The sequence below is a fragment of the Tepidimonas sp. genome (assembly GCF_046292505.1).
Taxonomy (GTDB): domain Bacteria; phylum Pseudomonadota; class Gammaproteobacteria; order Burkholderiales; family Burkholderiaceae_C; genus Tepidimonas.
Genome location: NZ_JBKBQX010000010.1, coordinates 53698 through 75416, shown reverse-complemented (window position 1 = coordinate 75416; position 21719 = coordinate 53698). Strand labels below are relative to the sequence as shown.

Annotated in this window: 19 protein-coding genes and 1 tRNA gene; 4 read left to right on the top strand and 16 right to left on the bottom strand. The window is 70.2% G+C overall.

Annotated elements, in window-relative coordinates; genetic code table 11:
* Positions 1-787 (top strand): Hsp33 family molecular chaperone HslO (locus ACK4TH_RS06710; protein ID WP_409624072.1); only part of this gene is annotated, 787 nt, incomplete at its 5' end.
* Positions 788-820: 33 nt separating this feature from the next.
* On the opposite strand, the gene ftsB is transcribed toward ACK4TH_RS06710, so the two are convergent.
* From ftsB to ACK4TH_RS06675, 7 genes are all read right to left on the bottom strand, one after another.
* On the bottom strand, positions 821-1153 hold the full coding sequence (gene ftsB / locus ACK4TH_RS06705) for a cell division protein FtsB (protein WP_409624070.1): 333 nt from the start codon (positions 1151-1153) through the stop codon (positions 821-823).
* 11 nt (positions 1154-1164) lie between these two features.
* Positions 1165-2463 (bottom strand): phosphopyruvate hydratase, encoded by a 1299-nt coding sequence (gene eno, locus ACK4TH_RS06700; protein WP_409624068.1) that lies wholly within the window; start codon positions 2461-2463, stop codon positions 1165-1167.
* A gap of 71 nt (positions 2464-2534) precedes the next feature.
* Positions 2535-2825 carry a DUF1330 domain-containing protein gene (locus ACK4TH_RS06695; RefSeq protein ID WP_409624066.1) on the bottom strand — a complete coding sequence of 97 codons (291 nt, stop codon included), beginning with the start codon at positions 2823-2825 and terminating at the stop codon, positions 2535-2537.
* The gene (gene hepT / locus ACK4TH_RS06690) at positions 2822-3265 is read right to left on the bottom strand and encodes a type VII toxin-antitoxin system HepT family RNase toxin (protein WP_409624064.1); all 444 of its coding nucleotides are present in this window, start codon (positions 3263-3265) and stop codon (positions 2822-2824) included. Before hepT ends, ACK4TH_RS06695 begins: the two co-directional genes overlap by 4 nt.
* Positions 3262-3681, bottom strand: a complete 420-nt coding sequence (gene mntA / locus ACK4TH_RS06685) for a type VII toxin-antitoxin system MntA family adenylyltransferase antitoxin (RefSeq protein ID WP_409624062.1) — start codon at positions 3679-3681, stop codon at positions 3262-3264. The genes hepT and mntA overlap by 4 nt, the downstream gene beginning before the upstream one ends.
* A complete protein-coding gene (gene kdsA / locus ACK4TH_RS06680; RefSeq protein ID WP_409624060.1) occupies positions 3678-4538 on the bottom strand; it encodes a 3-deoxy-8-phosphooctulonate synthase in 861 nt (286 codons plus the stop codon). Before kdsA ends, mntA begins: the two co-directional genes overlap by 4 nt.
* Positions 4535-6178, bottom strand: a complete 1644-nt coding sequence (locus ACK4TH_RS06675; RefSeq protein WP_409624058.1) for a CTP synthase — start codon at positions 6176-6178, stop codon at positions 4535-4537. The genes kdsA and ACK4TH_RS06675 overlap by 4 nt, the downstream gene beginning before the upstream one ends.
* 96 nt (positions 6179-6274) lie before the next feature.
* On the opposite strand from ACK4TH_RS06675, the gene coaBC reads away from it, so the two are divergent.
* Positions 6275-7504 (top strand): bifunctional phosphopantothenoylcysteine decarboxylase/phosphopantothenate--cysteine ligase CoaBC, encoded by a 1230-nt coding sequence (coaBC, locus tag ACK4TH_RS06670; RefSeq protein WP_409624056.1) that lies wholly within the window; start codon positions 6275-6277, stop codon positions 7502-7504.
* Between the two features lie 68 nt (positions 7505-7572).
* Here coaBC and ACK4TH_RS06665 read toward each other — a convergent pair whose 3' ends face one another.
* Together ACK4TH_RS06665 and ACK4TH_RS06660 are read right to left on the bottom strand one after the other, a co-directional pair.
* Positions 7573-10635: an efflux RND transporter permease subunit gene (locus tag ACK4TH_RS06665; protein WP_409624054.1), complete on the bottom strand. Its 3063-nt coding sequence runs from the start codon at positions 10633-10635 to the stop codon at positions 7573-7575.
* The gene (locus ACK4TH_RS06660; protein ID WP_409624052.1) at positions 10632-11693 is read right to left on the bottom strand and encodes an efflux RND transporter periplasmic adaptor subunit; all 1062 of its coding nucleotides are present in this window, start codon (positions 11691-11693) and stop codon (positions 10632-10634) included. The genes ACK4TH_RS06665 and ACK4TH_RS06660 overlap by 4 nt, the downstream gene beginning before the upstream one ends.
* Before the next feature lie 86 nt (positions 11694-11779).
* Between ACK4TH_RS06660 and ACK4TH_RS06655 the strand changes: the two genes are divergently transcribed.
* A complete protein-coding gene (locus ACK4TH_RS06655; protein WP_409624050.1) occupies positions 11780-12457 on the top strand; it encodes a TetR/AcrR family transcriptional regulator in 678 nt (225 codons plus the stop codon).
* A 6-nt stretch (positions 12458-12463) separates the two neighbouring features.
* On the opposite strand, the gene ACK4TH_RS06650 is transcribed toward ACK4TH_RS06655, so the two are convergent.
* The 7 genes from ACK4TH_RS06650 to ACK4TH_RS06620 all read right to left on the bottom strand — a co-directional run bounded on the left by ACK4TH_RS06650 (position 12464) and on the right by ACK4TH_RS06620 (position 19853).
* Positions 12464-12727, bottom strand: a complete 264-nt coding sequence (locus tag ACK4TH_RS06650) for a DUF167 domain-containing protein (RefSeq protein WP_409624048.1) — start codon at positions 12725-12727, stop codon at positions 12464-12466.
* Between the two features lie 139 nt (positions 12728-12866).
* Positions 12867-12942, bottom strand: a tRNA-Thr gene (locus ACK4TH_RS06645).
* Between the two features lie 47 nt (positions 12943-12989).
* Positions 12990-14042 (bottom strand): class 1 fructose-bisphosphatase, encoded by a 1053-nt coding sequence (locus tag ACK4TH_RS06640; protein ID WP_409624046.1) that lies wholly within the window; start codon positions 14040-14042, stop codon positions 12990-12992.
* A 31-nt stretch (positions 14043-14073) separates the two neighbouring features.
* The gene (gene pepN / locus ACK4TH_RS06635) at positions 14074-16728 is read right to left on the bottom strand and encodes an aminopeptidase N (RefSeq protein ID WP_409624085.1); all 2655 of its coding nucleotides are present in this window, start codon (positions 16726-16728) and stop codon (positions 14074-14076) included.
* 35 nt (positions 16729-16763) lie between these two features.
* Positions 16764-17868, bottom strand: a protein-coding gene (gene prfB / locus ACK4TH_RS06630) for a peptide chain release factor 2 (RefSeq protein ID WP_409624044.1) whose coding sequence is annotated in 2 segments (ribosomal slippage) — positions 16764-17786 and positions 17788-17868 — 1104 coding nt in all. Because the reading frame shifts where the segments join, the coding sequence is not laid out codon by codon here.
* An 88-nt stretch (positions 17869-17956) separates the two neighbouring features.
* Positions 17957-18835 (bottom strand): DMT family transporter, encoded by an 879-nt coding sequence (locus ACK4TH_RS06625; protein ID WP_409624042.1) that lies wholly within the window; start codon positions 18833-18835, stop codon positions 17957-17959.
* Between the two features lies 1 nt (position 18836).
* On the bottom strand, positions 18837-19853 hold the full coding sequence (locus ACK4TH_RS06620; RefSeq protein WP_409624040.1) for an alpha/beta fold hydrolase: 1017 nt from the start codon (positions 19851-19853) through the stop codon (positions 18837-18839).
* A 29-nt stretch (positions 19854-19882) separates the two neighbouring features.
* Between ACK4TH_RS06620 and ACK4TH_RS06615 the strand changes: the two genes are divergently transcribed.
* Positions 19883-21676: an acyl-CoA synthetase gene (locus tag ACK4TH_RS06615; RefSeq protein WP_409624038.1), complete on the top strand. Its 1794-nt coding sequence runs from the start codon at positions 19883-19885 to the stop codon at positions 21674-21676.
* Positions 21677-21719 lie beyond the last annotated feature (43 nt).

The following is a 21719-nucleotide window of genomic DNA, read 5'->3' as shown; positions in this document are numbered from 1 at the left end:
GGTGTTGCAGATCTTTGGCGATGGGCCGGTCAAGGTGGCCGTGGCGGAGGTGCAGCCCGACCTGTCGTTTCGCGCGACGGCCACGGTGCGTGGGGAGGTGGCGCCAGGGGTGCCGCTGTCACACATGGTCAATGTGCTGGGGCAGGGGCGCTGTGCGATCACGCTGGATCCGCGCGAACGCCAGCCGGGACAGCAGCCCTACCAAGGCGTCGTGCCCCTCAGCGATGCCGCCGGACGCCCCCTGGAGCGCTTGAGCGACGTCATCGGCCACTACATGCAGCAGAGTGAACAGCTGGACACCCGGCTGGTGCTGGCGGCGGATGCGTCGATTGCGGCGGGGCTGCTCATCCAGCGCATGCCGGTGATGGGGCAGGCCAATCTGTCCGGCACGGCAGCCGTGGCGCACGAGTCCGACACGCTCGGTGCGAACGAGGACTTTCACCGTATCGCGACGCTGGCCAGCAGCCTGACGCGCCAGGAGTTGTTGGGGCTGGATGCCGACGCCATTTTGCATCGCCTGTTCTGGCAGGAGAACCTGCTGCGTCTGGCGCCGTCCTCGGCGGCTCAGGCGCATCCGCGCTTTGCCTGCGCCTGCTCGCGCGAGCGGGTGGGGGCCATGCTGCGCGGCCTGGGTGTGGAGGAGGTCCAGGCCATCCTCGCCGAACGGGGAGAAGTCGATGTGGGGTGCGATTTTTGCGGGTTGCACTATCGCTTCGATCCCGTCGATGCCGCGCGTCTGTTTCTGACGCAGGGCCAGCAGCCGCCGGGCTCCGACCGCATGCAGTGACGCCGGTGCGCAGGCGTCAGCGCGGCGCTGCGTTTACTGCGGCGCATTCACCGCGGGGGGCGTCGAGCCACCCGCCGGCCGGGCGCTCCCCGGTCCCTGAATCTGCACGAAGATTTCGTTGGGCTTGAGCATGCCCAACTCCTGTCGGGCGATCTCCTCGACCGTCTCGACGCCCTCGCGCAAGTCCTGCACCTCGGCCGCCAGGCGTTCGTTGCGCAGCCGGGCGGCTTCGTTGGCCTGTTCCTGCTCGGCCAGCTCGCGGCGCAGCGCATCCACCTGTGCCACACTGCCCCGGCCAAACCAGATTTGCACGTGGATCACGGCCAGCAGCCCGAGCAACAAAGCCGTGACCCAGCGGGCACGCATGGTCAGAGTGATCAGCGCAGGTTGTAGAACGCGTCGCGGCCCGGGTAGACGGCGACGTCGCCCAGGTCCTCCTCGATGCGCAGCAGCTGGTTGTACTTGGCCATGCGGTCGCTGCGGCTCATCGAACCGGTCTTGATCTGGCCGGCGTTGGTGCCCACCGCGATGTCGGCGATGGTGCTGTCCTCGGTCTCGCCGGAGCGGTGGCTGATGACGGCGGTGTAGCCGGCGCGCTTGGCCATCTCGATGGCAGCAAACGTCTCGGTCAGCGTGCCAATCTGGTTGATCTTGATCAGGATCGAGTTGGCGATGCCCTTGGCGATGCCTTCCTTCAGGATCCTGGTGTTGGTGACGAACAGGTCGTCGCCCACCAACTGAACCCGATTGCCCAGACGTTGGGTGAGCTGCGCCCAGCCGGCCCAGTCGCCTTCGCCCATGCCGTCCTCGATGCTGATGATCGGGTACTTGTCGCACCAGGTGGCCAGGATGTGGGTCCACTCAGCGGCATTGAGCACCAGGCCTTCGCCCTCCAGGTGGTAGACCTTGGAGCCATCCGGGCCGTCCTTGCAGAACTCGCTGGCCGCGCAGTCCAGGCCCAGCGCGATCTGTTCCCCCGCGGTGTAGCCCGCCTTGTCGATGGCTTCCAGGATGAGCTGGATGGCCGCCTCGTGGTTGGCCACGCTGGGCGCAAAGCCCCCTTCGTCACCGACCGCCGTGCTCATGCCGCGGTCATGGATGATTTTTTTCAGCGCGTGGAACACCTCGGCACCCCAGCGGATCGCTTCGCGGAAGGAGGGGGCGCCCACCGGCAGGATCATGAACTCCTGAATGTCCAGGTTGTTGTTGGCGTGCGCACCGCCGTTGATGACATTCATCATCGGCACCGGCATTTGCACCGCGGAACTGCCACCAAAGTAGCGATACAGCGGCAGGCCGGCTTCTTCGGCCGCAGCGCGCGCCACGGCCATGCTGACCGCCAGCATGGCGTTGGCGCCCAGGCGGCTCTTGTTCTCGGTGCCGTCCAGATCGATCAGCGTCTTGTCCAGAAAGGCCTGCTCGCTGGCGTCCAGCCCCAGCACCGCCTCGCTGATCTCGGTGTTGATGTGCTCGACGGCCTTCAGTACCCCCTTGCCGAGGTAGCGGTTGGGGTCGCCGTCGCGCAGCTCGATGGCCTCGCGGCTGCCGGTGGAGGCGCCGGACGGCACGGCCGCACGGCCCATGACGCCCGACTCCAGCAGGACGTCACACTCGACGGTGGGGTTGCCGCGGCTGTCCAGAATCTCGCGGCCGACGATATCGACGATGGCGCTCATGGCTTGGGGTTTCCTTCGTTGCTTGGGATGGTGGGGATCAGGTCAATCGGTGGGCCGGGTGGCGGGCCCCGTCAGGCCACGCCCTCCACGGCGATCATGCGCATCACGGCGGCGCCGGCGCGGGCCTCGCGTGCGCGGCGGTATTCGGGCGAGTCGTGGAAGGCGCGCGCCGCCTCGACCGACGGGAAGCGCAGCACGACGATGCGGCTGGGCTGCCAGCTGCCCTCCAGCACCGTGACTGCGCCGCCGCGCACCAGCACCTCGGCCCCGTGCGCCTGGATGGCGGCGCTGGACCAGCGCTTGTACTCCTCGTATTGCTGCGGGTCGGTGACGTCGACGTCGGCGATGATGTAGGCGCTCATGAGGGGGTGTCGGTCGGGGTGTCGAGGGCGCGCTGCAGGACGAGTCCGGCAAAGCGCAGCAGGGTGTCCAGTTCGCGGTCGATGACCGCGCAAGCGATCTCGGGGTCGAGATCCTGGTATTCGTGCACCAGCACATTGCGAAACGCGACCATGCGGCCGAGCTCGGCGGCCATCGTGGCGTCGATCCAGCCGTGGCGAGCCAGCGCCTGGAACGCGGCGCGCGCGCCCTCGGGCGCACCCAGCCGCGCCTCGGCCACGATCAGGTTGGCCATGTCGATGGCTTGCTCGCAGGCGCGCTGAACGTTGAGCAGTGCCGCGTCCTGGTGCGTGAAGTCGTGCGCGAAGTCGTCGGTGGCGGCGCGCTCGGCGCGCGCCCGCTGCACGGCGCGTTGCAGCCGCTGGGCCTTCTGAGCCAGCACCTCGCGCAGCGTCGGCGTCACGCGGTGGCCTCCTGCAGCTCGCTGGCGAGCGCCCGCAGCGCGGCACGGCGGGCCGGTTGCAGGTCCTGCCAGTCGCGCAGCACCCGTGCCCACAGGCGCCAGGCGGCGCGCTCGTCGCGTGCCAGCAGCAGCCGCCCGCTCGAGAGGACGATGAACTGTGTGACGGTCGGCGCGCGCGCCAGGTCCAGCAGGTCCACCTCGCGCCCCAGTCGCTCGCCCAGCCGCGCGGCCGCCTGCAGCCAGCGTTCCGCAGGCAAGGGCCGCGGCAACCACACGGCGACGTCGAGGTCGCTGTCGGCGCGCAGGGCGTCGCGCGCCGCACTGCCGTGCAGCCAAGCCAGCGTCGCGTCCGGCAGCACGTCGCGCAGCGCCGCACGCAGCGCCTCGTCGAGCGGGTCGGCCTGCAGCGGCATCATGCGGCGGCGAACTCCGCTTCCAGCAGCGGCTGGCGCTTGACGACGGCGTCCAGCTCGCGCAGCGACTCCAGCAGCGGCCGCATGAACGTCAGCGGCACGGCGTTGGGGCCGTCCGACAGCGCCCGCGCCGGGTCGGGGTGCGTCTCCATGAACAGCCCGGCGATGCCCACGGCCACCGCCGCGCGCGCCAGCGGCGGCACGAACTCGCGCTGGCCTCCGCTGCTCGTGCCCTGGCCACCGGGCAGTTGCACGCTGTGCGTGGCGTCGAACACCACCGGCGCGCCGCTGTCGCGCATGATGACGAGGCTGCGCATGTCCGACACCAGGTTGTGGTAGCCGAAGCTGTAGCCACGCTCGCAGGCCAGGAAGTTGTCCTCTGGCAGGCCCTTTTCGCGCGCGGCGGCGCGGGCCTTGTCGATGACGTTCTTCATGTCGTGCGGCGCGAGGAACTGGCCCTTCTTGATGTTGACGGGCTTGCCGGACTGCGCCACGGCGCGGATGAAATCGGTCTGGCGGCACAGGAAGGCCGGCGTCTGCAGCACGTCCACCACCGCCGCCACCGCCGGCACTTCGGCCTCGGTGTGCACGTCGGTCAGCACCGGCACGCCGATCTCGCGCCGCACCTTGGCCAGGATTTCCAGTCCCCGTTCCATGCCCGGACCGCGAAACGACGCGCCGCTGGAGCGGTTGGCCTTGTCGTAGCTGCTCTTGAAGATGAACGGGATGCCAAGCTCAGCGGTGATTTCCTTGAGCTGGCCGGCCACGTCCAGCTGCAACTGCTCGCTTTCGACCACGCACGGGCCGGCGATCAGGAAGAACGGCCGGTCGAGTCCGACCTCGAAGCCGCACAGTTTCACTTGGCCGCCTCCTGCCGCTGGTGTTGCAGCGCCGCGGCGATGTAGGCGTTGAACAGCGGGTGGCCGTCCCACGGGGTGGACTTGAACTCGGGGTGGAACTGCACGCCCATGTACCACGGGTGCACGTCCTGCGGCAGCTCGACGATCTCGGTGAGCTGCTCACGCTGCGTCAGCGCCGAAATCACGAGTCCGGCCTGGCGCAGCCGATCCAGATACTGCGTGTTGGCCTCGTAGCGGTGGCGGTGGCGTTCGGTGACCACCGGGCCGTAAATTTGGTAGGCGAGCGTCCCCGGCAGCACGTCGGCGCTTTGCGCGCCCAGCCGCATCGTGCCGCCGAGGTCGGTGCTGGCGTCGCGCTTCTGGACGGTGCCGTCGGCATCCAGCCACTCGTCGATCAGGGCGATCACCGGATGCGGCGTGTGGGGGTCGAATTCGGTGGAGTTGGCACCCTCCAGCCCCGCGGCGTGGCGCGCGAACTCGATCGTGGCCACCTGCATGCCCAGGCAGATGCCCAGATACGGCACCTGGTGCTCGCGCGCAAACTGCGCCGCGCGGATCTTGCCTTCCACGCCGCGCTTGCCAAACCCGCCGGGCACCAGGATGGCATCGAAGCCGCCCAGGCGCTCGGCCACATCGCCGCTTTCGAGCGTTTCGGAGTCGATGTAGCTGATGGCCACGCGCACGTGGTTCTTCAGGCCCGCGTGCCGCAGCGCCTCGTTGAGCGACTTGTAGCTGTCGGACAGATCGACATATTTGCCGACCATGGCGATGCGTACCTCGCCTTGCGGGTGCTCGACCTCGTACACCAAGTCGTCCCAGCGCTTGAGGTTGGCTGGCGGGGTGTGCAGGCGCAGCCGGTCGCAGATCAGACCGTCGAGCCCCTGCTCGTGCAGCACGCGCGGCACCTTGTAGATCGTGTCCACGTCGGGCATCGAGATCACGCCCCACAGCGGCACGTTGGTGAACAGGCTGATCTTCTCGCGCTCCTCGTCGGGGATGACGCGGTCGGCGCGGCACAGCAGCGCGTCGGGCTGAATGCCGATCTCGCGCAGCTTCTGCACCGTGTGCTGGGTCGGCTTGGTCTTGAGCTCGCCGGCGGCCGCGATCCACGGCACGTAGGTCAGGTGCACGAAGGCGGAGTTGTTCGGCCCCAGGCGCAGGCTCATCTGCCGGGCCGCTTCCAGGAACGGCAGCGACTCGATGTCGCCCACCGTGCCGCCGATCTCGGCGATCGCCACGTCCACGCCCTCGGCGCCGCGCTGGATGAAGGTCTGGATCTCGTTGGTGACGTGCGGGATGACCTGCACCGTCTTGCCGAGGTAGTCGCCGCGGCGCTCCTTTTCCAGCACCGACTTGTAGATCTGCCCGGTGGTGAAGTTGTTGGTGCGCTTCATCCGCGTGGTGATGAAGCGCTCGTAGTGGCCCAGGTCCAGGTCGGTCTCGGCGCCGTCGTCGGTGACGAACACCTCGCCGTGCTGGAACGGGCTCATCGTGCCCGGATCGACGTTGAGGTAGGGGTCGAGCTTGATCAGCGTGACCTTGAGGCCGCGCGACTCCAGCAGCGCGGCCAGCGACGCGGAGGCAATCCCCTTGCCCAGGGACGACACCACGCCGCCGGTGACGAACACATATTTGGTCATGTCAATGGGCGGGCCGCGAAGGGCCCGTCTGTGGAAAGGCCGATTATAAAAGCCGGCCCCGTCCGGTGCGGGTGCCCGGCGGTATAGTGCGGTCGCATGAAAGAACTCGACGGCAAGCACATCGTTCTGGGGTTGTCGGGCGGCATCGCCTGCTACAAGTCGGCCGAGTTGTGCCGGTTGCTGGTGCAGGCCGGCGCCCAGGTGCGCGTGGTGATGACCGAGGCGGCGGCGCAGTTCATCACGCCCGTGACGATGCAGGCGCTCAGCAACCACCCGGTCGTCACCAGCCAGTGGGACGCGCGCGAGCCCAACGCGATGGCGCACATCAACCTTGGCCGCTGGGCGGATGCGATCGTGGTGGCGCCCGCCAGTGCCGACTTCCTCGCCCAGTTGGCGCAGGGGCGCGCCGGTGAACTGCTGGCGTTGCTGTGCCTGGCGCGACCGGCGCAGCGCGTGCCGCTGCTGCTGGCCCCGGCGATGAACCGCGAGATGTGGGCGCACCCGGCCACGCAGCGCAACCTGGCCCAGGTGGCCGCCGACGGCGCCGTGGTGCTGGGGGTGGGGCAGGGGGAGCAGGCCTGCGGCGAGGTCGGCGACGGCCGCATGCTGGAGCCGGAGGAGATCGTCGAGGAGCTGGTCGCCTGCCTGCAGCCGAAGGTGCTGCGCGGCCAGCGCGTGCTGGTGACGGCGGGGCCGACGTTCGAGCCGATCGACCCGGTGCGCGGCATCACCAACCACAGCAGCGGCAAGATGGGCTTTGCGGTGGCGCGCGCGGCGCGCGAGGCCGGCGCCGAGGTCACGCTGGTGGCCGGCCCGGTGCACCTGCGCACGCCGCGCGGCGTCCGGCGCGTGGACGTGCAGACCGCGCAGCAGATGCTGGAGGCGGTGCTGGCGGAGGTGGACAGTGCCGATGTCTTCATCGCCACGGCCGCGGTGGCCGACTGGCGCCCGGCGCAGGCCGCCGAGCGCAAGCTGAAGAAGGACGGCGGCGGCCCGCCGCCGGCGCTCACCTTCGTCGAGAACCCGGACATCCTGGCCACGGTGGCGGCGCTGCCGCGCGCCCGCCGCGGCGAGCTCTACTGCGTCGGCTTCGCGGCCGAAAGCCACGACCTGCTCACGCACGCGCAGGCCAAGCGCGCGCGCAAGGGCGTGCCGCTGCTGGTCGGCAACATCGGCCCGGCCACCTTCGGCCGCGACGACAACGCGCTGCTGCTGGTGGACGAGCGCGAGGCGGTGGAGCTGCCGCCGGCGCCGAAGATCGTGCTGGCGCGCCAGCTCATCGGCGAGATCGCGCGCCGGCTCGGCCTGCCGCGCGAGGCCGACTGACGCCGCGACGGGTCCGGCTGCCGGGTTCGGCGGGACGGCACGACCCGAAGGTCAGGCGGCGGTGAAGGTCAACCCGCCGCCGGCCGGATGCGGAACCACAGCGCATACAGCGCCGGCACGAACAGCAGGGTGATCGCCGTGCCGACGGCCACGCCGCCGATCAGCACATAGGCCAGCGGCCCCCAGAAGCTGTCGTGCGTCAGCGGCACGAAGGCCAGCACCGCGGCCAGGGCGGTCAGCACCACCGGACGGGCGCGCTGCACCGCCGCTTCGACCACGGCGTCGAAGGCGCTCAAGCCAGCTTCAAAGTTGTCGGCCACCTGCTGCGTCAGGATCAGCGTGTTGCGCATGAGGATGCCCGCCAGGCCCGTCAGCCCCAGCAGCGCCACGAAGCCGAACGGCTGCCAGAACACCAGCAGCGCCAGCACCGCGCCGATCAGCCCCAGCGGCGCGGTGGCCACGACCATGAAGGTGCCGGCGAACGAGCGCATCTGCAGCATGATGAAGATGAGCATCGCCGCCACCATCAGCGGCTGCAGCTTCTGGATCGAGAGGTTGGCCTTCTCGGACTGCTCCACCGAGCCGCCGATGGCCACGCGGTAGCCCGGCGGGAGTTCGGCGCGCAGCGGCCCCAGCGCCTGCCAGACGGCGGCGGTCACGTCGTTGGGCTGCGCGCCACGCACCTCGCCCTGCACGGCCACGAACGGCTCGCGGTTGTAGCGCTTGATGACCGGCTCCTCGTAGCGCACTTCGACGGTGCCAAGTTGCGCCAGCGGCACCTTACGCCCGTCGCGGTTGAGCAGCTCGAGCGCCCCGACGCTGTCGGCGCTGGGCCGCGCGCCGAGCACCGCGCCGCGCGCCATCAGTTCCACTGTCCGGTTGCCCAGCCGCAGCTGCGTCACCGGTACGCCATCCAGCAGCGTCTGCAGCTGCTGCGCCACGTCCTGCGGAGTGAGGCCCAGCAGCCGCAGCCGGTCGGCGTCGGCGCGCAGGGCCAGCACCGGTACCCGCTCGTCCCACTCCAGATGCGCATCCACGACGTGCGGATTGGCCGCCATCACCTCGCGCACGCGGTGCGCGATGCGGCGCAGCTCCACCGGGTCGGGCCCGAAGACGCGGAACTGCACCGGCCAAGCCACCGGTGGGCCGTACAGCAGCCGCGCCACGCGCACGCGCGCCTCGGCGAATTCGCCGCGCTGGATGTGGTCTTCGAGCGTGGCGATGATGCGGTCGCGGCTGGCCTCGTCGTGCGCGACGACGATGAGCTTGCCAAACGCCGGGTTGGGCGGCTCGGGGTTGGCGGAAATGAAAAAGCGCGGCGCGCCCGCCCCGACATAGGCCGACAGCGTCTTGACCTCCGGCATCGGCGCCAGAATCGCCTCCAGCCGGCGCACGGTCTGGTCGGTGACGCGGATGCTGGTGCCCTGCGGCAGATAGACGCTGACCAGTACCTCGGGGCGGTCGCTGCTGGGGAAGAACTGCTTGGGTACCACCTTGGCCATGGCCAGCGCGGCCAGCACCAGCAGCGCCACGGTGGCGGCCACCACGGTCTTGCGCTGCGTCACGCACCAGGCCACCAACGCGCGCAACCGGCGGTACGCCGGGCTCTGGTAGAGCTGGTCATGGCCGTGGCGCGCCTCGGGCGGCACGTCGCGCAGCATCTTCACGCCCAGGTACGGGGTGAACGTCACCGCCACCAGCCACGACACCAGCAGGCTGATCGCCAGCACCCAGAAGATGTTGCCGGCGTATTCGCCCACGCCCGAGCGCGCAAAGCCGATCGGCAGGAAGCCCGCTACCGTGACGAGGGTCCCGAACAGCATCGGCGCGGCTGTCACGTTCCAGGCGTGGGCGGCGGCCCGCACGCGGTCCCAGCCTTCCTCCATCTTCACCAGCATCATCTCCACGGCGATGATGGCGTCGTCCACCAGCAGGCCCAGCGAGATGATCAGCGCCCCCAGCGTGATGCGGTCCAGGTTGATGCCCATGGCCTTGAAGACCACGAAGCTCAGGCCCAGCGTCACCGGCACCGCGATGCCGACGATCAGACCCGCCCGCAGCCCGATGGCCAGCATGCTCACGCCCATCACCACCGCCACCGCCACCAGAAACTTGATCTGGAACAGGTTGACGGCCTTGGCGATGGCGTCGGCCTGGTTGGTCAGCTGCGTCAGCTCCAGCCCCAGCGGCAGCTCGGCCTTCTCGCGCTCCAGGTAGGCGTGCAGGCGCTCGCCGAGCTCCAAGCCGTTCTCCCCTTTGTTCATCACGACGCCGATCAGCACCGCATCCTGTCCGCGCGCGCGCACCAGGTAGCTGGGCGGGTCCTCGTAGCCGCGGCGGATGCTGGCGATGTCGCCCAGCCGGATCACCTTGCCGCCGGCACGGATCGGCAGCTGCGCCAGTGCTTCGGGGTCCGAGAGGTCGGCGTCGAGCCGGATGTGCAGGCGCGGGCCATGGGTCTCCAGCCGGCCGGTGGGCACCAGCCGGTTGCTGGCGTCGATGGCCTCGAAGATGGCCTGCGGCGACAGGCCCAGGTTGACGAGCCTTGCGTTGTCGAATTCCACGTACATGCGCTGGGTGCGCTCGCCCAGCAGCAGCGCCTTGTGCACGCCGTCGATGCGCTGAATCTGGTCGCGCAGCCGCTCGGCCTCGCGTACCAGCTCATCGTGCGGCAGCTTGGGCGCGGTCAGCGCCAGCAGGCTGAAATACACATCCGCGAAGTCGTCGTTGGCCAGCGGGCCGATGACGCCCGCGGGCATCTCGCGCTGCGCGTCCCACATGCGCTTGCGCACCTGGTAGAACAGCTCCGGCACGCGTGCCTGCGGCGTGTAGTCGTGGAATTCCACCTGCAGCGTGGCCTGTCCGGGGCGGATCGTGGTCTCGATGCGGTAGAGGAATTCGACCTCCTGAATCTTCTTCTCCAGCCGGTCCACCACCTGCTCCTGCAGCTGTTGCGGCGTGGCGCCGGGCCAGGCCACGTTGACCTGCATCACGCGCACGGTGAAGGCCGGGTCTTCCGCGCGGCCCAGCGTCGCAAACGCGTAAATGCCACCCAGCACCGACAGGATCAGGAAGAACAGCGTCACGGCGCGCTCGCGCACCGCCAGCGCCGACAGGTTCGGAAAGCTCATCGCGCGCGCTCCTGCACCGTCATGCCGGGCTGCAGCAGGTGCGTGCCCAGCGCCACGATGCGCTCGCCGGCCTGCAGCGGCGCGGCCACGACCGCGTGGCGGTCATCCACCCGTAGCACACGCACCGGCACCGCGTCCAGCTTGCCATCGCGCACGCGCCAGACGCGCGGCCCCTCGGCGCGCTCGTCCAGCGCGCCCACCGGCACGCGCCAGGTGCCGACCGGGCTGGCGCTCGCTGCGGCGGCCGGCTGCCCCGGCAGCGCGAACTGCGTGGTGACGACGCTGCCCAGCGGCAGCTCCGCCGGCAGGCCGTCGGCGCGGTAGCGCGCGCGGCGCGTGCGCGCGAGCGCATCCACCATCGGCGCGGCCTCGCGCAAGGCGAGCGCCACCGTGCGCCCGTCCGGCAGCCGCGCCTGGCCAGTGGCGGGCGGGGTCACCGTCTCGGGGAAGAACACCTCCACCTCGCGCGCGCCCGCCTGCGCCAGCGTGGCCACCGGCTGGCCCGCCGCCACCACCTGCCCCGGCTGGCCGGTGACGTCGGTGACGACGCCGGCCGCGGGCGCGCGCAGCTGAGCATAGGCACGGCCGTTACGCACCTGCGCCAGCCGCGCCTGCGCGGCGTCGCGGCGGCTCGTGGCCTCGCGCAGGGTGAGCTGCGCACGGTCGGTGGCCTGCGCGCTGACGAAGCCCTGCGCCGCCAGCGTGCGCACGCGCTCCAGATCGGCCTGGGCGGTGCGCAGCGCCGCCTCGGCGGCGGCCACGTCGGCCTCGGCGGCGCGCACGGCCTGCTCCAGATCCGACGGGTCCAGCTCGAACAACACCTGCCCGGCCTGCACGGCCTGGCCGGCGTCCACCCGTCGCGCGGCGATGCGCCCGCCGACCTGAAACGCCAGCGGCGCCTCCACCCGGGCGCGCACCGTGCCCGACAGGCCCAGCCCCGCTGCGGCCAGCGGTTCCACGGTTGCGGTGGCCACCACCGGAGGGGCACCATGGGCGCTGGGTGGCTCGGCCCGCTGACAACCGGCGGCCAGCAGCGCAATCGACATCGACAGGACCATCGGGCCCTTACGCAGGGGCGCAACGTTCACGGGGCATACCTCCGGGCGGCTTGGCAATAAGTGAACGGTATCGTACAGTAAAGGCCATGATCCTGCAGACGGATGGCACACGTGGCGGCACGCCGGGGCGCCCCGTCGACATGCGCAAGGACGAGCTGATCCTGCAGGCCGGGCGTACGCTGCTGCTGACCGGCGGGCCTGCGGCCCTTACCATGGAGGCCGTGGCGCGCGCCAGCGGCGTCTCCAAGGCGACGCTGTACCGCCGCTGGCCGCACCGCGACGCGCTGCTGGAGGCGCTGGTGCTGCGCGAGGCGCAGCCGCTTTTGGGTACGCTGGATGCCGTCCCGGCGGATGCGGTGGCGCTGGCCGAGGTGCTGGAGCGCTTTCTCGATTCGATGCTCGCCTTCGTTACCCAGCCGGCCTACCAGGCCTATTTGCAGGCGATTGCCGCCTTGCCGCAGCCGCAGGCCGATTTGCAGCGCATTTGGCGACTGGGCCCGCAGCAGGCCATCGACGCGGTGGCTACGCTGCTGCGCCGCCACGCCGCCGCGCAGGGGCGCCGCTGGCCCGGCGCGGCCCGCGATGCCGAGACCCTGATCGGCATGGCCATGGGGTTGGAGTTGGCCCGCATCCTCTACCGCCAGCCGCCGCGGCAGGCCGATGTGCGGCTGCGGCAGCGGCATGTGCGGGCGGTGGTCGGTCGTTTTCTCGACGCAATGCCCCGTGGGGGCCCAGCCGTCGATGGGGGTATGGGCCGGGCCTGAGGCGCGTCAAGCCCCGGTCAGCGCCCGCAGAGCCTCCGCGTCGTCCAGTCCATCGATCTCCAATCGTTTGGTGCGGCTGGTCTGGCCGTGTGCGATGCGCACGTGCGAGCGCGGCACGCCGCAGCGCTTCGCGACGAACGCGATCAGGGCCTCGTTCGCCGCGCCATCCACCGGCGGGGCCTGGAGTTGCACTTTGGGTTTGCCGTCATGCCACCCGGCAACCCGCGTCTGCCGCGCGCCGGGCTGGCAATACACCACGAGGGTGGCCATGGGGTGTCAAGGACTCCGTATGATCCGCAGACCATGACGATACGCGAAACGTGGCGCCGTTGGGCCGATGAGGACCGACAGGTGCAAGCCAGCGCCCACAAAAAAGCCCGCGGCAATGCGGGCTAAGCGGTTGATTTTTTGGTGCCGCAAAGAGGAGTCGAACCTCCGACCTACTGATTACGAATCAGTTGCTCTACCAACTGAGCTATTGCGGCATAGCGACTTGCCGGCCGGTGGCTGGCAGTATCGCAGAAAGCCAAAATTATAGCGCGTTCGTTGGGGGTTCGGCGGTCTGCGCTTCCTGGTGATAGCGCGCCACGCGCTCGACCTCGTTCTTCGAGCCGAGGATGACGGCCACGCGGTCGTGCAGGCCCTTCGGCTCGATGTCGAGGATGCGCCGGCGGCCGTCGGTGGCGGCCCCGCCGGCCTGCTCGACGATCCAGCCCATCGGGTTGGCCTCGTACATCAGGCGCAGCTTGCCGGGCTTGTTTGGTTCGCGCTTGTCCCAGGGGTAGAGGAAGATGCCGCCGCGCGACAGGATGCGGTGCACGTCGGCCACCATCGAGGCGATCCAGCGCATGTTGAAGTCCTTGCCGCGCGGGCCTTCCGCGCCGGCCAAGCACTCCTCGATGTAGCGGCGCACCGGCGCGGCCCAGTGGCGCCAGTTGCTCATGTTGATGGCGAACTCGCGCGTGTCCTCGGGGATGCGCACCTGGTCCTGCGTCAGCACCCAGGCGCCCTGTTCGCGGTCGAGCGTGAACATGGCCACGCCGTTGCCGACGGTCAGCACCAGCGTGGTCTGCGGGCCGTAGATGCAGTAGCCGGCGGCGACCTGCTGGCGCCCCGGTTGCAGGAAGTCGGCCTCGCTGACCGGCTCGATGAGGGTGGGGTCGTCGTGCTGGCGCTTGAGCACCGAGAAGATGGTGCCGATGCTGACGTTGCAGTCGATGTTGCTGGAGCCATCGAGCGGGTCGAACAGCAGCAGGTACTCGCCCTGCGGATAGCGGTTCGGGATCGGGTGGATGCCGTCCAGCTCCTCCGAGGCCATCGCCGCCAGATGGCCCCCCCATTCGTTGGCCTCGATCAGCACCTCGTTGGCGATGACGTCGAGCTTCTTCTGCACCTCGCCTTGGACGTTCTCGGTGCCGGCCGAGCCGAGCACGCCGCCCAGCGCCCCCTTGCCGACGGCGATGGCGATGCGCTTGCAGGCGCGCGCGACGACCTCCAGCAGCAACCGCAGCTCCGGCGTGATGGCGCCGTGCACGCGCTGCTGCTCGATCAGGTAGCGGGTCAGCGAGATGCGGGTCTCGGACATGGTGGTGACTCCGGGTGGAGAGGGGGAGGGGTCAGTCGGCCAGCGCGCGCGTGACGACCTCGCGCACGTCCGTGCTGAGGGGCTCGTGGGCGGCCACGGCCTGCAGCGCGGCCTGCGCGGCGCTGCGGTACGGCTCGGCGAGCTTCTTCCAGCGGTCCAGCGCGCGCGCCAGCCGTGCCGCCACCTGCGGGTTGAACGCGTCGAGCTCCAGCACGCGGTCGCGCCAGAAGGCGTAGCCGGCGCCGTCGGCGCGGTGGAAGCCCGCCGGGTTGGCGTGGCAGTAGGTGTGGATCAGGCTGCGCGCGCGGTTGGGGTTGCGCAGGTGGAAGTCCGGGTGCTGCAGCAGCGCCTGCACGCGCGGCAGCGCATCGCCGCCGCGGTCGGGCGCGCCGGCCTGCAGCGCGAACCACTTGTCCAGCACCAGCTCCTCGCCGCGGTAGCGGGCGTGGAATTGCTCCAGCGCGCGCGCCGCCAGCTCATGACCGGCCGTCACCAGAGCGCTGAGCGCCGCATGGCGGTCGGTCATGTTGGTGGCGTCCTTGAAGCGCTGGTACGTCTTGCCCGGCCAGACCGGGTTGCCGGTGTCGCGCGCGGCCAGGCACAGCATGTGCAGCGCCAGCCCGGCCAGCGCCCGCCGCCCGGCGTTGACCGGATCGGGCCGGTAGGCGCCGTTGTCCTTGTGCTGCTCGTAGGCCCAGATCCAGTCCTCATGCAGCGCGTGCGCGAGCTGGTGGCGCATCGCCTCGCGCACCGCATGGATGCGCTGCGGGTCGACCTCGTCGAGCTGCTCGGCGATGTAGGTCTCGGCCGGCAGCGTCAGCACCAGCTCCTTGAACGCCGCATCCAGCGTCGGATGGCGCAGCACGGCGCGCATCGCCTCCAGGAACGGCGCATCGAGCGGCTCGTGCACCGGGCCGTCGGCACGCACCGCCGCCAGCGCCCGCCGCAGCGCCAGCTGCTGGCCGGCCTCCCAGCGGTTGAAGGCGTCGGTGTCGTGTGCCAGCAGCGTGCGCAGCTCGTCGTCCGTCAGCTCGTGCTCCAGGATCACCGGGGCGCTGAAACCGCGCAGCAGCGACGGCACCGGTGCAGCGTCCAGCCCCTCGAAGACGACGGTGGTCTCGGGCTCGTGCAGCACCACCAGCCGCTCGGTGTGCGGCAGCGCGTGACCCTGCGCGTCCAGCAGGCCCAGCGCCACCGGGATGACGAACGGCTCCTTGACCGGCTGGCCCGGCGTCGGCGGGCAGCTCTGGCGCAGCGTCAGCGCGTAGGTGCGCGCCTCGGCGTCGTAGCGGCCGCGCGCCTGCACGCGCGGCGTGCCGGCCTGCGCGTACCAGCGCTTGAACTGCGGCAGCAGGCGCGCCAGTTCGCTGTCGGGGTTGGCGTCCGCCATCGCCTGCGCGAAGTCGTCGCAGGTGACGGCCTGGCCGTCATGGCGCTCGAAGTAGAGCTTGAGGCCCCGCGCGAAACCGTCGCGCCCGACCAGGGTCTGCATCATCCGCACGACCTCGGCGCCCTTCTCGTACACCGTGACGGTGTAGAAGTTGTTGATCTCGGCGTACTGGTCGGGGCGCACCGGGTGCGCCATCGGGCCGGCGTCCTCCGGGAACTGCACGGTGCGCAGCACGCGCACGTCTTCGATCCGCTTGACGGCGCGCGCCGAGGGGCTGCCGGCCATGTCCTGGCTGAACTCCTGGTCGCGGAAGACCGTCAGCCCCTCCTTGAGGCTCAGCTGGAACCAGTCGCGGCAGGTGACGCGGTTGCCGGTCCAGTTGTGGAAGTACTCGTGCGCCACCACCGACTCGATGTTGGCGTAGTCGGTGTCGGTGGCGGTGGCCGGGTTGGCCAGCACGTACTTGGTGTTGAAGATGTTGAGGCCCTTGTTCTCCATCGCGCCCATGTTGAAGTCGCCGGTGGCGACCACCATGAAGCGCTCCAGGTCCAGCGCCAGGCCAAAGCGTGTCTCGTCCCAGGCGATGGCGGCCATCAGCGACTGCAGCGCGTGCTCGGTCTTGTCCAGGTCGGCCTGGCGCACGTAGATCTGCAGCAGGTGCTCGGTGCCGTGGCGGCTGACGATGGGTTGGCTGCGGCAGACCAGGTCGCCGGCCACCAGCGCGAACAGGTAGCACGGCTTGCGGTGCGGATCGACCCACTGGGCGTAGTGGCGTCCGCCGTCGAGCTCGCCGCTTTCGACCAGGTTGCCGTTGGACAGCAGGACAGGATAGCGCTTCTTGTCGGCGCGCAGCGTCACGGTGTAGGTGGCCATGACGTCGGGCCGGTCGAGGAAGTAGGTGATGCGCCGGAAGCCCTCGGCCTCGCACTGCGTGAAGAAGGTGCCTTGGCTGACGTACAGGCCCATCAGCTGGGTGTTCTTCTCTGGCGCGCAGGTGGTGAAGATCTCCAGCTCGAACGGCTCGGGGCCTTCCGGCAGCGCCTCCAGCACGAGCTGGTTGCCGTCCAGCCGGAAGCTGGTGCCCTGGCCGTTGACCAGCACGCGCGCGAGGTTGAGCTCCTCGCCGTCGAGCCGCAGCGGCTGGGCGGGCACGTCCGGGTTGCGGCGCACGCGCATGCGGTTGAGCACGCGCGTCTTGGCCGGGTCGAGGTCGAAGGTCAGATCGACGGTGTCGATCCAGTAGGCGGGCGGCGCGTAGTCCTCGCGGCGCACGATGCGGGGGCTGCCTTCACGCATGGCGGTCATGGGTGCGGTCCTGATGGGGAGGGGGGTCAGACGCCCTGCTTGAGCGAGGCTTCGATGAACACGTCGAGGTCGCCGTCCAACACCTTCTGCGTGTTGGACACCTCGACATTGGTGCGCAGATCCTTGATGCGGCTCTGGTCCAGCACGTAGCTGCGGATCTGGTGGCCCCAGCCGACGTCGGTTTTGGTGGCCTCCAGTTGCTGCTGCGTCTCCATACGCTTGCGCATCTCCAGCTCGTACAGCTTGGAGCGCAGGCGCTGCCACGCCAGGTCGCGGTTGGAGTGCTGGCTGCGGCTGTCCTGCGCGGTGACGACGATGCCGGTGGGGATGTGCGTCAGGCGCACCGCCGAGTCGGTCTTGTTGATGTGCTGGCCGCCGGCGCCACTGGCGCGGTAGGTGTCGACGCGCACGTCGGCCGGATTGATCTCGACCTCGATCGAGTCGTCGATCTCCGGGTAGACGAACACCGAGGCAAACGAGGTGTGGCGCCCGCCGGAAGAGTCGAACGGCGACTTGCGCACCAGCCGGTGCACGCCGGTCTCGGTGCGCAGCAGGCCGAAGGCGTAGTCGCCCTCGACCTTGATGGTCGCGCTCTTGATGCCGGCGGTGTCACCGGGCTGCTCGTCTTCCACCGTGGCCTTGAAGCCCTTGCGCTCGGCATAGCGCAGGTACTGGCGCAGCAGCATCTGCGCCCAGTCGCACGCCTCGGTGCCACCGGCGCCGGACTGGATGTCGATGAAGCAGTTGTTGGGGTCCGCCGGATTGTTGAACATGCGGCGAAATTCGAGTTTCTCGACCTCCGGTGCAACGCGCTCGACATCGGCCTCGATGGTCTCCAGCCCCGCGTCGTCGCCCTCGGCACGCGACATCTCGAACAGCTCGCTGTTGTCGGCCAGCTCCTGCGCCAGCCGGTCCAGCACCAGCACCACGTCCTCGAGCGACTTTTTCTCCTTGGCCAGCTCCTGCGCGCGCTTGGGGTCGTTCCAGACGCCCGGGTCCTCCAGCGCGGCGTTGACCTCCGACAGCTTCAGCGCCTTGGCGTCGTAGTCAAAGAAACCTCCGCAAGTCGGCGACGCGCTGCGTCAGGTCCTGCAGGCGGTGGGCAAGGGCGTTGAGGCGTTCGGCTTCCATGGCGATCTTTCGGGTGACGGACGTTCGAAAACCCCGCATTTTCGCATGCGGACGCCCAAGCGGGGACGTGCGCGGGCGGCCCCGCCGCTCAGGATCGGCGGCCCAGTTGTGCGAGCAGCATGCCGGCCAGGATCAGGGCCGCGCCCCCCCATCCGCGCCAGCCGATGGCCTCGCCCAGGATCCACCAGCCGCCGATGGCGGCGAAAACGCCCTCGCCGCTGTAGATCACCGCGGCATGTGATGCCTTGGCGGTGCGTTGGGCCACGACCTGCAGCGTGTAGGCGATACCGATCGACAGGATTCCGCCCCAGGCGATCGCGCCCGCCGCGCCGCTCAGGGCGTCGACGGTGATCGCCTCGTTTCGCCACAGGGCGGCCAGCCAGGACAGCGCCCCCGCGACCGCATACTGCACGATGGACAGGCGGATGGCGTCGTGCCGCCGCGCCCAATGCCCGACCAGCAGCACATGGACCGCCCACAAGCCGGCCCCGCCCAACTGCAACCAATCGCCGGGCGCGATGGTGGCGTCGGGCTTGACGCTCAAAAAGTACAGTCCCGTGGCCGCCAGCGCCACGGCCAGCCACACAGGCAGGCCCACCGGCTGGCCCAGCAGGCGCATCAGGATTGGCACCAGCACCACGTACAGCCCAGTGATGAAGCCAGCGTTGGACACACTGGTGCCCAGCAGGCCCACCTGCTGCAGGTTGATGGCCGCAAACAGCACCAGCCCCAGCAGCGTGCCGTCACGCCACAGCCCGCGGCTGTCCACCCGCGGCACCGCGGCGAACGGGCCGCCGCGCCACCACCACAGCGGCGCGATGAGCAGCACGCCCAGCACCATGCGCGCTGCCGTGTAGGTGAACGGTCCGACGCTGTCCATGCCCATCTGCTGGGCGACGAAAGTGGAGCCCCAGATGGCCGCCACGCCGACCATGAGCAGGTCGGTTCTCCAGGTCGCGCCTGCCATGTCAGTCGGCCCGTCCGTGCAGGGGGGCGTCGGTGCCGTCGGGCGCGTCCAGGTGGGCCTCGATCAGGGCGGCCACCCGTTGCGGCTGGTCGTGGTGCAGCATGTGGCCGGCATCCTCGACGCGGGCGATGTGGCAGCGCGGCACCGCCTGTAGGCGTCGGTGGTATTCGGCCAGCGAATGCTCCCCGCGCGGGAACCACTGCGCCAGGCTGTCGTCGCTGGCCTCCACCGCCAGCACCGGGGCGGCGATGGCCCCGTAGACGGCCAGCACCTCGTCGAGTCGATAGAGCTGGCTGCTGCGAACCTTGTGCGCCGGATCCCCCAGAATCCGCCACTCGCCGTCCGGCACGCCAGGGTCCACCGGCCGCGCCCAGTGCTGGGCCAGCCAACGGGCGCGGTCCTCGGGCAGGCGGCGGTTGGTCTTCATCAGACGCTGCGCCACGCCTTCCAGGCCCGGGTAAGTTTTGAGCGTCAGCTCACCCTGGGCCAGTTGGTGGAGTTCGTCCATCCAGGCGGCGTAGCGGCGCGGGGCCTGCTCCGGCCGCGTGGCGGGTAGGCCAAACCCTTCCAGATTGACCAGCCGCCGCACGCGCGCCGGCCGAACACCGGCGTACAGCATCGCGACGTTGCCCCCCATGCTGTGCCCGACCAGGTCAATGGGCGCGTCCGGCGCGCGGCCCAGGCGCTGGTTGAGACGCACCACCAGAAAATCCAGATCCCCCAGGTAATCGGCAAACAGATAGTGATCGGCCTCGCCGTAGGGCGGCGGGCCATGGGGGTCATCCTCCAGGTGAGCGGAGCGCGTCAGACCAAACCCGCGCCAGTCGGGGGCGATGCAGTGGCGTTCGTGGGCCAAGGCATCGACCACGAATTGCCAGGACGCGGACACGTCCATCCAACCGTGCAACAGCCACAGCGGCGGTCGGTCGGGGTGGGGCGTTCCCCACTCCCGCAAGTGATAGCGCTGGCCGCGCACGGTCTCGAAGGTGCTGCGCGAAGGTCGTCGGACTTGATACATTCTCGTGATTATTCAGGAGACAAACGGGGATGCCTTCCATGCCCAGTCATGCGCACGACAACCGCGCCGCAGCGCCCGACCTCTACGATGCCGTGTATGGCGACTTTCGCTGGCAGGTGCCGGCGCGCTTCAACCTGGCGCAGGTCTGTCTGCGCCGCTGGGTGGAGGATCCCGTCCTGGCGCAGGCGCTGGCCATCATCGAGGACGGGCCAACCCTGACCCGCCCACGCCGCTACGGCTACGGCGAGCTGGCCGCCGAGGCCAACCGCCTGTCGCACGCGCTGCGGCTGCTGGGCGTGCAGCGCGGCGACCGCGTGGCCATCGTGCTGCCGCAGCGCTTCGAGACCGCCGTGGCCTACATGGCCGTGCTGCAGATGGGGGCGGTGGCGGTGCCGCTGTCGCAGCTGTTCGGGCCGGAGGCGCTGGAGTACCGGCTGCAGGACAGCGCCGCCGTCGTCGCGCTGGTGGACGAGGCCACCGGCCCCGGCGTGCAGGCGGTGCGTGCGCGCTGTCCGGCGCTGCGCCACGTTGTCGGGCTCACCGGCGCGTTCGACACCGATGTGCTCGACTGGCCCGGCGCGCGCGCGGGCCTGCGCCGGCGTTTCGACCTGGTGGACACCGCCGCCGACGACCCGGCGGTGCTGATCTACACCAGCGGCACCACCGGCCATCCCAAGGGCGCGTTGATCCCGCACCGCGCGCTGATCGGCAACCTGAGCGGCTTCGTCTGCAGCCAGAACTGGTTCGGCTTCGATCCGTTCGACGCGCGCCGGCGCAGCGACGCCGTGTTCTGGAGCCCGGCCGACTGGGCCTGGACCGGCGGGCTGATGGATGCGCTGCTGCCGACGCTGTACTTCGGCCGCCCGATCGTCGCCTGGCGCGGGCGCTTCGACCCGCTGGAGGCGTTTGCGCTGCTGCAGCGTCACCGCGTCACGCACACCTTCCTGTTTCCGACGGCGCTCAAGGCCATGATGAAGGCCGAGCCGCAGCCGCGGCGGCGCTGGCGGCTGCACCTGCAGGCCATCATGAGTGCCGGCGAGGCGGTGGGCGATGCGGTGTTCGCCTGGTGCCGCGACGAGCTGGGCGTCATCGTCAACGAGATGTTCGGCCAGACCGAGATCAACTACGTGGTCGGCAACTGCGCGCGCCTGTGGCCGGCGCGGCCGGGCAGCATGGGCCGCGCCTACCCCGGGCACCGCGTCGCGCTGTTGGACGAGGCCGGCCAGCCGGTGCCGCCCGGCACGGTCGGCGAGGTGGCGGTGCACCGCCGCGACGTGCACGGCGACCCGGACCCGGTGTTCTTCCTCGGCTACTGGGGCAACGAGGCGGCCACGCGCGCCAAGTTCACCGGCGACCCGGCCGACAGCTGGTGCCGCACCGGCGATCTGGCGGTGCAGGACGCCGACGGCTACCTGTGGTACCAGGGGCGGGCCGACGACGTCTTCAAGTCGGCCGGCTACCGCATCGGCCCGGGCGAGATCGAGAACTGCCTGGTCAAGCACCCGGCGGTGGCCAACGCCGCGGTGGTGCCCAAGCCCGACGCCGAGCGGGGTGCCGTCGTCAAGGCCTACGTGGTGCTGGCGCCGGCCTGGGCCGAGCGGCGCGCGCGCTGCGCCGACCCGGCCGCCGAGTTCGACGCGCCGCTGGTGGCCGAGCTGCAGCAGCACGTGCGCGGCCGGCTGGCGCCGTACGAGTACCCGAAGGAGATCGAGTTCATCGACGCGCTGCCGATGACCACCACCGGCAAGGTGCAGCGGCGCGTGCTGCGCCTGCAGGAGGAAGCGCGCGCGAACGCCCGTGCCGGCGCGGTGGCAGGTGCCTGAATCCGGTCCCCGTCCGAGACACCCTTTCACCATCCCGAGGAAG